Genomic DNA, 13,321 nt, shown 5'->3' on the forward strand with positions numbered 1-13,321 from the left:
AACGAGTGTGATTCAGAATCTATCATCCGATTGTGAAGTGTTACGGTGAGAGAGAAAGAATAGGCGTCTGCTGTTACTAGATTCTTAGTCTCGCTTGAGCTCGCTAGAATGACGAGATCCTTTGATTTAGATGTTGTCTAAGTCACCGCCATTCTAAACAAAAAGCCCAGAAACAAGGTTCTGGGCTTTGGTAAAATAGATTGCGTTTAAAGAATAAAGCGGCTTAGATCTTCATCTTCAATTGTGTCGCCTAGGCGCGCTTTCACGTAAGCGGAATCAATAACGAATTTAGCGCCAGATTGCTCCGCTGCGTCGTAAGAGATTTCATCCATCAAGCGTTCCATTACGGTGTGTAAGCGACGAGCACCGATGTTTTCGGTGCTTTCGTTGACCGTCCATGCCGCTTCCGCGATTTGCGTGATGCCGTCTTCTGTGAATTCGATGTCCACATCTTCCGTTTTCATCAACGCAACGTACTGCTCTGTTAGAGAGGCTTTTGGTTCTGTCAGAATGCGTTTGAAGTCGTTGCTGCTTAGTGCTTCTAGCTCAACACGAATTGGTAGACGGCCTTGCAATTCTGGGATCAAGTCAGATGGTTTTGCCACTTGGAATGCACCAGATGCAACAAACAGAATGTGGTCTGTTTTTACCATGCCGTGCTTGGTTGATACCGTGCTGCCTTCAATCAATGGAAGTAGGTCGCGCTGAACACCTTCGCGTGAAACGTCTGGGCCTGAGCTCTCGCCGCGTTTACAGATCTTGTCGATCTCATCGATAAATACGATGCCGTTGTTTTCAACGTTGAAAATCGCTGCTTCTTTCAGCTCTTCTTGGTTAACCAGTTTCGCCGCTTCTTCTTCCGCTAACGCTTTCATTGCGTCTTTGATTTTCAGCTTACGTTTTTTCTTAGTGTCGCCAGCGAGGTTTTGGAACATGCCTTGCAGCTGGTTAGTCATCTCTTCCATACCAGGAGGCGCCATGATCTCTACGCCCATCTGCGGTGCGGCTACGTCGATTTCAATTTCTTTATCGTCTAGTTGGCCTTCACGCAGTTTCTTACGGAAGATCTGGCGAGTGTGAGAAGACTCTTCCGTTTGATCTGCTTGACCCCAGCTATCACGTGCTGGTGGCAGTAGCGCATCAAGAATGCGTTCTTCCGCTTGTTCTTCTGCGCGGAATTTCACTTTTTCCATCGCTTGTTGATGCGTCATTTTCACAGCGACATCGGTTAGGTCACGGATGATGGTTTCAACTTCTTTACCAACGTAACCCACTTCGGTGAATTTTGTCGCTTCAACTTTGATGAAAGGGGCATTTGCCAGTTTTGCGAGGCGTCGTGCGATTTCAGTCTTACCAACACCAGTAGGGCCAATCATCAAGATGTTTTTTGGCGTCACTTCGGCACGCAAGCTTTCTTCAAGCTGCATGCGGCGCCAGCGGTTACGAAGTGCAATCGCAACCGAACGTTTGGCTTTTTCTTGACCGATAATGTGGCGGTTCAATTCATGAACGATTTCGCGAGGCGTCATTTCAGACATATTCTTTCCTTACTTCGTTACGATTACGCGGTTGGTTTTTCAGGCTCTATTGTTGAGTCTAGCTCTTCTACCGTGTGGTGATGGTTAGTGAAGACACAAATATCACCCGCGATATTGAGAGCTTTTTCCGCGATCTCACGAGCATCTAGATCTGTGTTTTCTAGTAGGGCGGTTGCGGCAGCTTGTGCGTAAGCACCACCAGAGCCAATCGCAATCAGGTCGTGTTCTGGCTGTACGACATCACCATTACCGGTAATGATTAACGATGCGGTTTCGTCGGCAACGGCAAGTAATGCTTCGAGCTTGCGCAAAGCACGATCGCTACGCCAGTCTTTAGCTAGCTCAACTGCCGCTTTGGTTAGGTGACCTTGGTGCATTTGCAGTTTGCTTTCGAAGCGCTCAAAAAGGGTGAAGGCATCCGCAGTACCGCCGGCAAAGCCCGCTAGTACTTGGTTGTTGTATAGGCGGCGAACTTTGCGCGCATTACCTTTCATTACGGTATTGCCTAGAGATACTTGGCCATCACCCGCGATGACGACTTTATTATTTCGACGTACAGATACAATGGTAGTCACAGTCGACCTCTTGATTATTTCTCTTTGGATTTAATTCAGTATATGGGGGAGGAGAAATGGGGATTCAAGGGGGCAAAAAGAAAGGCCCTAGGATCTTAGCTCCTAGGGCCTGAGTTTAAAGATTTTCTTTCCAAATCGCGCACGGCTCGATTTTCGCGCGTTGCAGTTTATGACGGTCACGTTCTGCATCACGTTTGAACTTATACGGACCTAGCACCACACGATACCATGAACTGCCTTCTTTCTTACGAATCTTGCTCGACATCCCTTGGAACGCGATTGCAAGCTTGCGCTCTTCCGCTTGTGCCTGAGTTTTGTACGCGCCACACTGCATGATGTAAGGAATTTTAGAAACTTCAATTTCTTTAGCCACAACTTCAACTTCACGTTTCGGTAGTGACTCAACATATTCCCATTTTTCTTCTGGTGGTGGCGGCAAGTCTTTTTTCGGCTTTGGTTTGCTGACAGTGGTTGTTGGCTGCTTCACGACTGGTTGTTTAGGTTCTGGGTCGCTACTCAAAAGGTAAAGACCATAGCCAAAACCGCCCACGAGCAAGATAGCGAGCAGGCCACTGCGCCAAGGTTTTTTTCTTCTCGGCGGCTGTTTTTTTGTCGACTTTTTTGGGGCGCCTCGCCCCCGTCTTACATAATCTCTATTTGCCACGGTTATTTCTGGTCATCAAGGATTCTTGCAAATATGTTAATCCAGAACGAGTTGAGAAAACACCCTATTGATAGAATCTTGATAGCTAAAGCGCGACAACGCCCGAGTGTAGGAGTGTGTTTCCGTTCTCACTTACATTTATTCAGGGATACACAAAAAGCAGGAGGGGTAAATAAAAAAGCGGCGCCTTAGCACCGCTTTGGGGATGAATACCTAATCTTTAGGTTAAGGGCGCTGTGGTGGCGCTGCACTTCCACGAATGACGAGATTAGTTTCAAGCAGACGCGAGCCTGAATGCACGTCGTGGCCTTTTAACATCTCGAGCATCATTAGCATCGCTTGTCGACCAATCTCATAGCGAGGTTGAGAGATGGTGGTCAACGGTGGATCGCAGTACTGAGCGAAGTTAATGTCATCAAAGCCCACAACAGAGAGATCTTGCGGTACTCGTAAGCCAAGCTTTTTCGCTTCTTGAATTGCGCCGATGGCCATTGTGTCACAGTGACAGAAAATAGCCGTTGGTGGTTCTGGCAATTCGAGCAGTTTACGAACGGCTTTTGCTCCGCCATCAAAAGAGAACTCAGTAATGACACTATATTGTGGATCTTTATTGATGCCGGCACGGCGCAGGGCTTGTTGGTAGCCTTGCTGGCGGAACTGACACAATATTGCTGTATCTGGTCCAGAGATTTGAGCAATGCGTTTATGACCTAATTGGGTCAGGTAATTCACCGCTTCAAATGCAGAGGTCAGGTTATCAATATGTACTGTCGGAAGCTCGAGTTCAGGCGCAAATTCACACGCCATTACCATCGGAGGTAAGTTCTTTTGCTCTGGCTTACTGACATCGAATGGTAGATCTGTACCAAGCAGTAGCATTCCATCTGCCTGCTTAGTAAATACGAGGTTAACGAAAGAGCTTTCGCGTTTCTTCTGTTGTCCGCTATCGCCCAGCAGGACTAGATAGCCATGTTCCATGGCTGCATCTTCAATACCGCGAATAATTTCAGAAAAATAAGGATCACAGATGTCGGGAACGATAGTAACAATGGTTTTTGATTCGTTTCTACGTAAGTTACGCGCTAATGAGTTTGGAGAATAACCCGCTTCAAGTACGGCATCTTCTACTCTCTTTCTTGTAGAAGAAGAGACTTTCTCTGGATTCATTAAGGCTCGAGATACCGTAGCCGTAGACACTCCCGCAAGCTGGGCAACATCCTTCATTGTCGCCATAGTTTTTAACCTCTCATTTATTTTTTGCCAAGATGACGTTATTCCGGTTTGAAATCAGAGTAATCAAACCGAGTTAGAGCTGTATTTGCTCTTCGCTCAGTTCGTGTTAACGAGTGGGAAAATGGATTCTTCACCGCGATATCAATTTGTGGGAATAGTCATTGTTTTAATCTAAGCCTGTGCAAACAAGTCACTTTAGACTGTTCTAATTTGGATAGTCTATTCATTTCTAAAGTGAAAGTTACGGTCTGTTTAACAAAAATTGTAATCTTGGTGTGATTTTGGTCACATTAAATGGTAATTCATTACATAGTTAAACGTTTGCTAGCTGAGATCTTGTGGTTCTATGTCTAAATTCCAGCGTACTTTCTTAGCATTTGGCAACAACTCAATAGCAGGTTTGGCACTGGTTAATAACTTTTGCATCAATGAACGATGCTGAGTTTGCAGTAATAGTTGCCAACGGTATTTACCAGCCCGCTTGGCCAAAGGTGAAGGAGTAGGGCCTAACACCATGCAGGAATCATCGAACAGAGGGTGTGACTCTAACGTAAAGCGAACCTGACGCAGGAAGTCTTCAACTACCTCACTTTGGTTCGCCTCTGCTTTAAACAGAGTCAAGAAACTATAAGGCGGAAGCTGAGCCAATTTGCGTTCTTCCAGAGCAGTCATAGCAAAGTGGCGATAGTCTTTTTGAAGCAGGGCCTGCAGCAAGCTGTGCTCAGGATGGTGGGTTTGTAGGATAACCTCGCCAGGTTTACTTGCGCGGCCGGCACGACCTGCGACCTGAATAAACAACTGCGCTAGTCGCTCGGAAGCGCGGAAGTCACTACTATAGAGAGAGCCATCAACATCCAAAAGAGCAACGAGCGTTACATTTGGAAAATGGTGCCCCTTAGCCAGCATTTGGGTGCCAATCAGAATTTGATGTTCACCTTTACGAATCGATTCAAGGGCATCTTCCAAACTACCTTTGCGACGTGTGCTGTCTCTGTCGATGCGAATGGCGTTGTATTCTGGAAATAACTGAGCCAATTGTTGTTCGAGTTGTTCCGTTCCTACGCCGACGGTAACCAATTGAGTTGAACCACACCCCTGACACTGATGAATCACCGGTTGTTGTGAGCCGCAGTGATGGCAGCGTATTTCGTTGCTGTAATAGTGGAACGTATAGTACGCATCACAGCGTTTACATTCTGCAATCCAACCGCATTCATGGCACATCAAAGCGGGCGAAAAGCCTCGACGGTTAAGAAACAACATTACTTGATTGCCCGCTTTTAAATGCTTGCGCATTTCGGCAATCAGTTGGGCAGATAAGCCACTTTCTAAATACTGACCTTTTACATCTAACACTTTATTGGTGGTTGGTACGGCAGAGCCAGCTCGTTGGGTTAGTGTTAAATGGTGATACTTGCCTGACAAGGCATTGTGTAATGTCTCCAGTGCAGGTGTGGCTGAGCCCAGAACAATCGGAACTTGTTCTTTATGAGCGCGCATTACAGCAACATCGCGAGCATGATAACGCAAGCTATCTTGCTGTTTGTAAGAGGTGTCATGTTCCTCGTCCACAATGATAATCCCGAGATCAGCAAAAGGCGCGAGTAGGGCAGAGCGTGTGCCGATAATGATTCCGGCCGCTTTGTCGCGTGCAGAAAGCCACGCATTCAGACGCTCCGTCTCGTTTAACCCGGAGTGGATGACGTCAACTGGCACATTAAAACGGCGTTTAAAGCGGTTGATGGTTTGTGGTGTTAAGCCAATCTCTGGTACTAAAACCAAGGCTTGTTTACCTTTCTCTAAGACCGGCTTGATTAGGTTTAAGTAAACTTCTGTCTTACCTGAGCCCGTGACGCCTTCTAATAAATAGCAGGCAAAACCTGTTTGGCTATTTACACTCGCAATAGCCAGTGCTTGTTCGTGGTTGAGCTTTGGCTTCTCGACGTCGCATTCAACGTGCTGCCCCCATTTGGTGATTACAGGCTTCTTCTCGATACGTTCAATCCAGCCTTTCTCTTCTAAAGACTTTAGTACAGTTGAGGCTATCTCTTGGTCGACAAACTCCTGGTGAGGCAAAGCGCCGTTAACCAACATTTGCAAGACCTTCTGTTGTTTGACCGCTCGACGATCAAGCCCTTGCATCAGCTTGTTTTTACCGGATTCGGTAATTTGCCACTCTTGTAGCGTCGTCGCAAAATCTGCAGGCTTTCCTTTACGCAGAGCTGCCGGCATCGCATTGTGTAGCGTATCTCCAAGTGGGTACTGGTAGAATTGGCTGCACCAAGTCAGCAACGAATAAAGCTTTTCAGACCATACCGGCTGAGAATCAAGAACTGCTTTGATTGGCTTGAGTTGATCTTTGGGAAAGTCCGAGTGGTTCACCATTGCGGTGACGATGCCGACTAAGGTTTGGCGTCCAAAAGGCACGGAAACGCGTCCACCAATGATCGGAAACAGGTGCCCCGGAATGGCGTAATCAAATTGTTTGTCGAGCGGAACGGGTAATGCCACTCTAGCAATGGTTGGACGCATAAATTCTTAGCTATTAAAAAGAGGGAAAGGAAATGAGAGTCTATTAAAATCGGTATGGAAATTCGAGTAAAGCTATATGATTCAGAGTGAATCGTGCTTCTATGATTAGTCTGGCTAAAAAAGTGGCGAAAAAGTTGCCAAATGTGTTGATCCGAGCAATGTGATTCTTTACTATATCGCGCCTTGAGATATGGCTTCGGCAATTAGTTGATGCGGTATCCCATTTTATTATTAATTGCGTGTGGTGTGCGGCTTAGATTCGTATAGCGACACGGCCTACTATTGAGGTTATCCCATGAAAGCTGGTATCCACCCAGAATACAAAGCAGTAAAAGCGACTTGTTCTTGCGGCAACTCTTTTGAGTTCAACTCTACTCTAGGTAAAGAGTCTATCCACCTAGACGTATGTGACAAGTGTCACCCATTCTACACTGGTAAGCAACGTATCGTTGATACAGGCGGCCGTGTTGATCGCTTCAACAAGCGTTTCGGTGCACTATCGAGCGGTAAGAAATAATAGCAGCCGCTATTACGATTACAGTTTAGAAAAGGACGCTTCGGCGTCCTTTTTGTTTAATGGCTACCAAGCGAAGAGGGATGTATGGGGTTTGGAATATTCCCGATTATTTTTCACTCAGCGCTTGCAACCTAAAGTGTGATCTGTATAATGCAGCGCACTGGTTAAGCCAGTTGTGAACCAATGAGCAGTGAGGAGCGAGCAAATCTAAGGATTTGCGAGGTAATGTATACTCAGCTTATGTTCGCGGTTAATACAATTAGCTATCTTTTCTTCGGAAAAACTATCCTCAAAGGTGACTTTGGCATATAGGGATAGTTAATCGAAAATTAACTGACAATGCGTCCTAATCTTGGATGCTACGGTTTCACATAAATCAATCGGCATTCTCTCGTCTTGACGAGTTTGAGTGGCGATATTGTTTGTGTAATTTATTAAATTTGGAGCTCTGTCTCATGCAGAACCAACGTATCCGTATCCGCCTAAAAGCTTTCGATTACAAACTAATCGATGCTTCTACAGCGGAAATCGTTGAAACAGCTAAGCGCACTGGCGCACAGGTTCGTGGTCCAATCCCACTGCCAACTCGTAAAGAGCGTTTCACAGTTCTTATCTCTCCACACGTTAACAAGAAAGCACGTGACCAGTACGAAATCCGTACTCACAAGCGTCTAATCGACATCGTTGAGCCAACAGACAAGACTGTTGATGCTCTAATGCGTCTAGACCTTGCTGCGGGCGTTGACGTTCAAATTAGCCTAGGTTAAGGGAGATTAGAAGTATGATTGGTCTAATCGGTCGTAAAGTGGGCATGACCCGCGTATTTACTGAAGAAGGCGTTTCTATCCCAGTAACAGTTGTTGAGGTTGAAGCTAACCGTGTTTCTCAAGTGAAAACTCTTGAAACTGACGGCTACGCAGCAATCCAGGTTACAGCTGGTTCTAAGAAAGCTAACCGTGTAAACAAAGCTGAAGCAGGTCACTTTGCTAAAGCTGGCGTTGAAGCTGGTCGCGGTCTTTGGGAATTCCGTTTAGAAAACGGCGAAGAGTTCGAAGTTGGTTCAGAACTAACTGTTGAACTATTCAACGAAACTAAGAAAGTAGACGTTACTGGTACATCTAAGGGTAAAGGTTTCCAAGGCGCTGTTAAGCGTTGGAACTTCCGTACTCAAGATATGACTCACGGTAACTCATTGTCTCACCGTGCTCCTGGTTCTATCGGTCAATGTCAGACTCCAGGTCGCGTATTTAAAGGCAAGAAAATGGCAGGTCACATGGGTGCTGAGCGTGTAACGACTCAAAACCTAGAGATCGTACGTGTTGACGCTGAGCGCAACCTGCTTCTTATTAAAGGTGCAGTCCCAGGCGCAACTGGCGGCAACGTGATCGTTAAACCAGCTGTTAAAGCATAACGTCTCAGGAGTAAGTAATGGAACTAATGGTTAAAGGTGCCGATGCACTAACTGTTTCCGAAACTACTTTCGGACGTGAGTTTAACGAAGCTCTTGTACACCAAGTAGTTGTTGCGTACGCAGCAGGTGCTCGTCAAGGTACTCGTGCTCAAAAAACACGTTCAGAAGTTTCTGGCGGTGGCGCTAAGCCATGGCGTCAAAAAGGTACTGGCCGTGCGCGTGCTGGTACAATCCGTAGCCCAATCTGGCGTACAGGTGGTGTTACTTTTGCTGCGAAACCACAAGATCACAGCCAAAAAGTAAACAAAAAAATGTACCGTGGTGCTATGAAGAGCATTCTTTCTGAGCTTGTTCGTCAAGAGCGTCTAATCGTTGTTGATAACTTCTCAGTTGAAGCACCAAAGACTAAAGAGCTAGTTGCTAAGCTTAAAGAGCTTGAGCTAACTGACGCTCTAATCGTGACTAGCGAAGTAGATGAGAATCTATTCCTAGCTGCTCGTAACCTATACAAAGTTGACGCACGTGATGTTGCTGGTATCGATCCAGTATCTCTAATCGCGTTTGACAAAGTTGTAATGACTGCAGAAGCAGTTAAGCAAGTAGAGGAAATGCTAGCATGATCACTGAAGAGCGTATCCTAAAAGTTCTACGTGCACCGCACATCTCTGAAAAAGCAACTATGGCAGCTGAGAAAGCGAACACTATCGTTTTCAAAGTAGCTAAAGATGCGACTAAAAAAGAGATCAAAGCAGCTGTAGAAAAGCTATTTGAAGTTGAAGTTAAGTCTGTAAATACTCTTATCACTAAGGGTAAGACCAAACGTCAAGGTCTACGCCAAGGTCGCCGCAGCGACGTTAAGAAAGCGTACGTTACTTTGAAAGAAGGTCAAGATCTTGACTTCGTTGGCGGCGCGGAATAACAGGAGTAGTTAAAAATGGCTATTGTTAAATGTAAGCCGACTTCCCCTGGTCGTCGTCACGTTGTTAAAGTTGTTAACGCTGACCTACACAAGGGCAAGCCATACGCACCTCTTCTAGAGAAAAACTCTAAGAACGGTGGTCGTAACAACAAGGGTCGTATCACAGTACGTCACATCGGCGGTGGTCACAAGCATCACTACCGTGTAGTTGACTTCAAACGTACTAAAGATGGTATTCCAGCGACAGTTGAGCGTCTTGAATACGATCCAAACCGTAGCGCAAACATTGCTCTAGTTCTTTACAAAGACGGTGAGCGTCGCTACATCCTAGCACCTAAAGGTGTTGTCGCTGGTGATGTTATTCAGTCTGGTGTTGATGCACCAATCAAAGCTGGTAACACTCTACCAATGCGTAATATCCCAGTAGGTTCAACAGTACATAACGTTGAACTTAAGCCTGGTAAAGGTGGTCAGCTAGCTCGTTCGGCTGGTGCTTACGCTCAAATCGTTGCTCGCGACGGTGCGTACGTAACTATCCGTCTACGTTCTGGCGAGATGCGCAAAGTTCTTTCTGAAGGCCGTGCAACAATCGGTGAAGTTGGTAACTCTGAGCACATGCTACGTGAACTTGGTAAAGCAGGTGCATCACGTCATCGCGGTATCCGTCCAACGGTTCGTGGTGTTGTAATGAACCCGATTGACCACCCACATGGTGGTGGTGAAGGCCGTACTTCTGGTGGTCGTCACCCAGTATCTCCTTGGGGTATGCCTACTAAAGGCTTCAAGACTCGTAAGAACAAACGCACTGACAAGTACATCGTACGTCGTCGTAACAAGTAATCTATATAAAGAGGAATCGCCATGCCACGTTCTCTCAAGAAAGGTCCTTTTATTGACCTACACTTGCTGAAGAAGGTAGAGAAAGCGGTGGAAAGCGGAGACAAAAAGCCTATTAAGACTTGGTCCCGTCGTTCAATGATCATCCCTACGATGATCGGTTTGACCATCGCTGTCCATAATGGTCGTCAGCACGTACCAGTATTTGTAACTGATGAAATGATCGGTCACAAACTGGGTGAATTCGCACCAACACGTACTTACCGCGGTCACGCTGCGGATAAGAAAGCTAAGAAGCGCTAAGGAGTAGATAATGGAAGCAATTGCTAAACATAACTTTGCTCGCATTTCGCCTCAGAAAGCTCGCTTAGTTGCGGATCTAATCCGTGGTAAATCTGTTGACCAAGCTCTAGAAATCCTAACGTTCAGCAACAAAAAAGCTGCTGCACTAGTTAAGAAAGTTCTAGAGTCTGCTATCGCTAACGCGGAGCACAACGAAGGTGCAGATATTGACGATCTGAATGTCGCAAAAATCTTTGTAGATGAAGGCCCAACCATGAAGCGTATTATGCCTCGTGCTAAAGGTCGTGCGGATCGTATCTTGAAGCGTTCAAGCCACATCACTGTTGTTGTAGCAGATCGCTAGAGACTAGGAGAGTAAGCAATGGGTCAAAAAGTACATCCAAATGGTATTCGTCTAGGCATCGTTAAGCCTTGGAATGCTACATGGTTTGCTAACACCAAAGATTTCGCTGACAACCTAGACGGCGACTTCAAGGTACGTCAGTTCCTTACAAGTGAACTGAAAAAAGCGTCTCTATCACGTATCGTTATCGAGCGTCCTGCTAAGAGCATCCGTGTGACTATTCACACTGCTCGTCCAGGCGTTGTTATCGGTAAGAAAGGTGAAGACGTTGAGAAGCTACGCGCAGCTGTAGCTAAAATTGCAGGTGTACCAGCGCAAATTAACATCGCTGAAGTACGTAAGCCTGAACTAGATGCGCAACTTGTTGGTGACAGCATCGCGTCTCAGCTAGAGCGTCGTGTTATGTTCCGTCGTGCTATGAAGCGCGCAGTACAAAACGCAATGCGCCTAGGCGCTAAAGGTATCAAAGTGGAAGTAAGCGGTCGTCTAGGCGGCGCTGAAATCGCACGTTCAGAGTGGTACCGTGAAGGCCGTGTGCCTCTACACACTCTACGTGCTGACATTGATTACGCAACTTCTTCGGCTCACACTCAATACGGTGTGATCGGCATTAAAACTTGGATCTTCAAAGGTGAAATCCTAGGTGGTATGCCAGCAGCTAACGCTGTAGAGCCTAAAGGCGACAAGCCTAAGAAGCAGCGTAAAGGCCGTAAGTAAGGAGTCGACAGATGCTACAACCTAAACGTACTAAGTTCCGTAAGGTTCAGACTGGTCGTAACCGTGGTCTAGCTAAAGGTACTGATGTAAGCTTCGGCGAATTCGGTCTTAAAGCTGTTGGCCGTGGTCGTCTAACTGCTCGTCAAATCGAAGCGGCACGTCGTGCAATGACACGTCACGTTAAGCGTCAAGGTAAAATCTGGATCCGTGTGTTCCCAGACAAACCAATCACAGAAAAACCACTTGAAGTTCGTCAAGGTAAGGGTAAAGGTAACGTTGAGTACTGGGTAGCCCAAATCCAACCTGGTAAGGTTATGTACGAAATGGGTGGTGTACCTGAAGAATTGGCACGTGAAGCGTTCCGTCTTGCGGCACGTAAACTGCCTTTCAAAACTACATTTGTAACTAAGCAGGTGATGTGATGAAAGCACAAGATCTACGCGAGAAAAGCGTTGAAGAGCTTAACGCTGAGCTAATGAATTTGCTACGCGAACAGTTCAACTTGCGCATGCAAGCTGCGACTGGTCAACTACAGCAAACTCATACTCTGAAAGCTGTACGCCGTGATATCGCACGTGTGAAAACTGTTTTGACTGAGAAGGCAGGCGCATAATGAGCGAAGTAAAACGTACTCAACAAGGTCGTGTTGTTAGCGACAAGATGGACAAGTCTATCACTGTTGCTATCGAACGTTTCGTAAAACACCCAATCTACGGTAAATACGTAAAACGTACGACTAAAGTACACGCACATGACGAGAACAACGAGTGTGGCCTAGGCGACACAGTTGAAATCGCAGAGTGTCGTCCACTGTCTAAGACTAAGTCTTGGACTTTGGTAAAAGTTCTAGAAAAGGCGAAGATTTAATCTCGTTAATTCTATGAAACTAAAGCGGCTCCAAAATATTTTTGGAGCCGTTTATTTTTTGACTACCCAATCACAAAAAAGGGTGGTACAATTCGCGTCCCTTTTAAAGAGGCAGCCCGACCCGTGATGGGTCTAGTTATTAATATTTAGCGGAGCACTAACATGATCCAAATGCAAAGTATGCTGGACGCAGCTGATAACTCAGGCGCACGCAGCGTAATGTGTATTAAGGTTCTGGGTGGCTCTCACCGCCGTTATGCACATATCGGTGACGTCATCAAAGTTACTGTGAAGGAAGCAATCCCTCGCGGTAAAGTTAAAAAAGGTGATGTTCTGAAGGCGGTGGTAGTGCGCACCCGTAAAGGCGTACGTCGTCCTGACGGTTCTGTCATTCGCTTCGACCGAAATGCTTGCGTATTGCTAAACGACAATACTGAGCAACCAATCGGTACACGTATCTTTGGTCCTGTGACACGCGAACTTCGTGGCGATAAGTTCATGAAGATCGTTTCACTGGCTCCAGAAGTTCTGTAAGGAGCACGTAGAAATGGCAGCTAAAATCCGTCGTAATGACGAAGTAATCGTTCTTGCTGGTAAAGACAAAGGCAAGAAAGGTAAAGTAACTAAGGTTCTAGCAACTGGTAAAGTTATCGTTGAAGGTATCAACCTAGTTAAGAAACATCAGAAACCTGTTCCAGCTATGGGTATCCAAGGCGGTATCGTAGAGCAAGAAGCAGCTATCGACGTTTCTAACGTGGCTATCTTTAACGCAGCTACTGGTAAAGCTGACCGTATCGGTTTCCGTTTTGAAGACGGCAAAAAAGTTCGTTTCTTCAAGTCTAACGGCGAAACCGTTTCTAACTAA

The 13,321-nt window shown here is 46.1% G+C and carries 19 protein-coding genes; 14 read left to right on the forward strand and 5 right to left on the reverse strand.

The features are described 5' to 3' along the window. Positions 1-206: 206 nt before the first annotated feature. The 5 genes from hslU to priA form a co-directional block, all read right to left on the reverse strand. A complete protein-coding gene (hslU, locus tag IJ23_RS08120) occupies positions 207-1,538 on the reverse strand; it encodes an HslU--HslV peptidase ATPase subunit (RefSeq protein ID WP_033905998.1) in 1,332 nt (443 codons plus the stop codon). Between the two features lie 23 nt (positions 1,539-1,561). Next, the gene (gene hslV, locus IJ23_RS08125) at positions 1,562-2,113 is read right to left on the reverse strand and encodes an ATP-dependent protease subunit HslV (RefSeq protein ID WP_033905999.1); all 552 of its coding nucleotides are present in this window, start codon (positions 2,111-2,113) and stop codon (positions 1,562-1,564) included. Positions 2,114-2,228: 115 nt separating this feature from the next. Next, on the reverse strand, positions 2,229-2,777 hold the full coding sequence (ftsN, locus tag IJ23_RS08130) for a cell division protein FtsN (RefSeq protein WP_017820300.1): 549 nt from the start codon (positions 2,775-2,777) through the stop codon (positions 2,229-2,231). Positions 2,778-3,002: 225 nt separating this feature from the next. Beyond that, positions 3,003-4,031 (reverse strand): DNA-binding transcriptional regulator CytR, encoded by a 1,029-nt coding sequence (gene cytR / locus IJ23_RS08135; RefSeq protein ID WP_254901949.1) that lies wholly within the window; start codon positions 4,029-4,031, stop codon positions 3,003-3,005. A gap of 303 nt (positions 4,032-4,334) precedes the next feature. Then, on the reverse strand, positions 4,335-6,542 hold the full coding sequence (priA, locus tag IJ23_RS08140) for a primosomal protein N' (RefSeq protein ID WP_033906001.1): 2,208 nt from the start codon (positions 6,540-6,542) through the stop codon (positions 4,335-4,337). Between the two features lie 295 nt (positions 6,543-6,837). Between priA and rpmE the strand changes: the two genes are divergently transcribed. The 14 genes from rpmE (at position 6,838) to rplX (ending at position 13,321) form a co-directional block, all read left to right on the forward strand. After that, positions 6,838-7,059, forward strand: coding sequence for a 50S ribosomal protein L31 (gene rpmE / locus IJ23_RS08145; protein WP_005379546.1), 222 nt, complete (start codon positions 6,838-6,840; stop codon positions 7,057-7,059). A gap of 455 nt (positions 7,060-7,514) precedes the next feature. Beyond that, entirely contained in the window at positions 7,515-7,826 is a 312-nt protein-coding gene (gene rpsJ / locus IJ23_RS08150) for a 30S ribosomal protein S10 (RefSeq protein WP_004410492.1), read from the forward strand. A 14-nt stretch (positions 7,827-7,840) separates the two neighbouring features. Next, complete coding sequence (gene rplC / locus IJ23_RS08155) at positions 7,841-8,470, forward strand: 50S ribosomal protein L3 (protein WP_005379555.1); 630 nt, start codon at positions 7,841-7,843, stop codon at positions 8,468-8,470. Between the two features lie 17 nt (positions 8,471-8,487). Next, complete coding sequence (rplD, locus tag IJ23_RS08160) at positions 8,488-9,090, forward strand: 50S ribosomal protein L4 (protein WP_005379556.1); 603 nt, start codon at positions 8,488-8,490, stop codon at positions 9,088-9,090. Continuing rightward, entirely contained in the window at positions 9,087-9,389 is a 303-nt protein-coding gene (rplW, locus tag IJ23_RS08165; protein WP_004398471.1) for a 50S ribosomal protein L23, read from the forward strand. The genes rplD and rplW overlap by 4 nt, the downstream gene beginning before the upstream one ends. Positions 9,390-9,404: 15 nt before the next feature. Continuing rightward, on the forward strand, positions 9,405-10,229 hold the full coding sequence (gene rplB, locus IJ23_RS08170) for a 50S ribosomal protein L2 (protein ID WP_005383168.1): 825 nt from the start codon (positions 9,405-9,407) through the stop codon (positions 10,227-10,229). 21 nt (positions 10,230-10,250) lie between these two features. Beyond that, positions 10,251-10,529: a 30S ribosomal protein S19 gene (gene rpsS / locus IJ23_RS08175; protein ID WP_004394525.1), complete on the forward strand. Its 279-nt coding sequence runs from the start codon at positions 10,251-10,253 to the stop codon at positions 10,527-10,529. Between the two features lie 10 nt (positions 10,530-10,539). Beyond that, positions 10,540-10,872, forward strand: coding sequence for a 50S ribosomal protein L22 (gene rplV / locus IJ23_RS08180; protein ID WP_005383164.1), 333 nt, complete (start codon positions 10,540-10,542; stop codon positions 10,870-10,872). Positions 10,873-10,890: 18 nt separating this feature from the next. Beyond that, positions 10,891-11,589 carry a 30S ribosomal protein S3 gene (rpsC, locus tag IJ23_RS08185; protein WP_005383161.1) on the forward strand — a complete coding sequence of 233 codons (699 nt, stop codon included), beginning with the start codon at positions 10,891-10,893 and terminating at the stop codon, positions 11,587-11,589. Between the two features lie 11 nt (positions 11,590-11,600). Further along, the gene (rplP, locus tag IJ23_RS08190) at positions 11,601-12,011 is read left to right on the forward strand and encodes a 50S ribosomal protein L16 (protein WP_005379577.1); all 411 of its coding nucleotides are present in this window, start codon (positions 11,601-11,603) and stop codon (positions 12,009-12,011) included. Further along, the gene (gene rpmC, locus IJ23_RS08195; protein WP_005379576.1) at positions 12,011-12,202 is read left to right on the forward strand and encodes a 50S ribosomal protein L29; all 192 of its coding nucleotides are present in this window, start codon (positions 12,011-12,013) and stop codon (positions 12,200-12,202) included. Before rplP ends, rpmC begins: the two co-directional genes overlap by 1 nt. Continuing rightward, the gene (gene rpsQ / locus IJ23_RS08200) at positions 12,202-12,456 is read left to right on the forward strand and encodes a 30S ribosomal protein S17 (protein ID WP_005379575.1); all 255 of its coding nucleotides are present in this window, start codon (positions 12,202-12,204) and stop codon (positions 12,454-12,456) included. The genes rpmC and rpsQ overlap by 1 nt, the downstream gene beginning before the upstream one ends. 162 nt (positions 12,457-12,618) lie before the next feature. After that, complete coding sequence (rplN, locus tag IJ23_RS08205; RefSeq protein ID WP_004410450.1) at positions 12,619-12,990, forward strand: 50S ribosomal protein L14; 372 nt, start codon at positions 12,619-12,621, stop codon at positions 12,988-12,990. 13 nt (positions 12,991-13,003) lie between these two features. Continuing rightward, complete coding sequence (rplX, locus tag IJ23_RS08210; RefSeq protein WP_005379574.1) at positions 13,004-13,321, forward strand: 50S ribosomal protein L24; 318 nt, start codon at positions 13,004-13,006, stop codon at positions 13,319-13,321.

Origin of the sequence: Vibrio sp. OY15, assembly GCF_000742455.1 — a bacterium.
Classification (GTDB): Bacteria; Pseudomonadota; Gammaproteobacteria; order Enterobacterales; family Vibrionaceae; genus Vibrio; species Vibrio alginolyticus.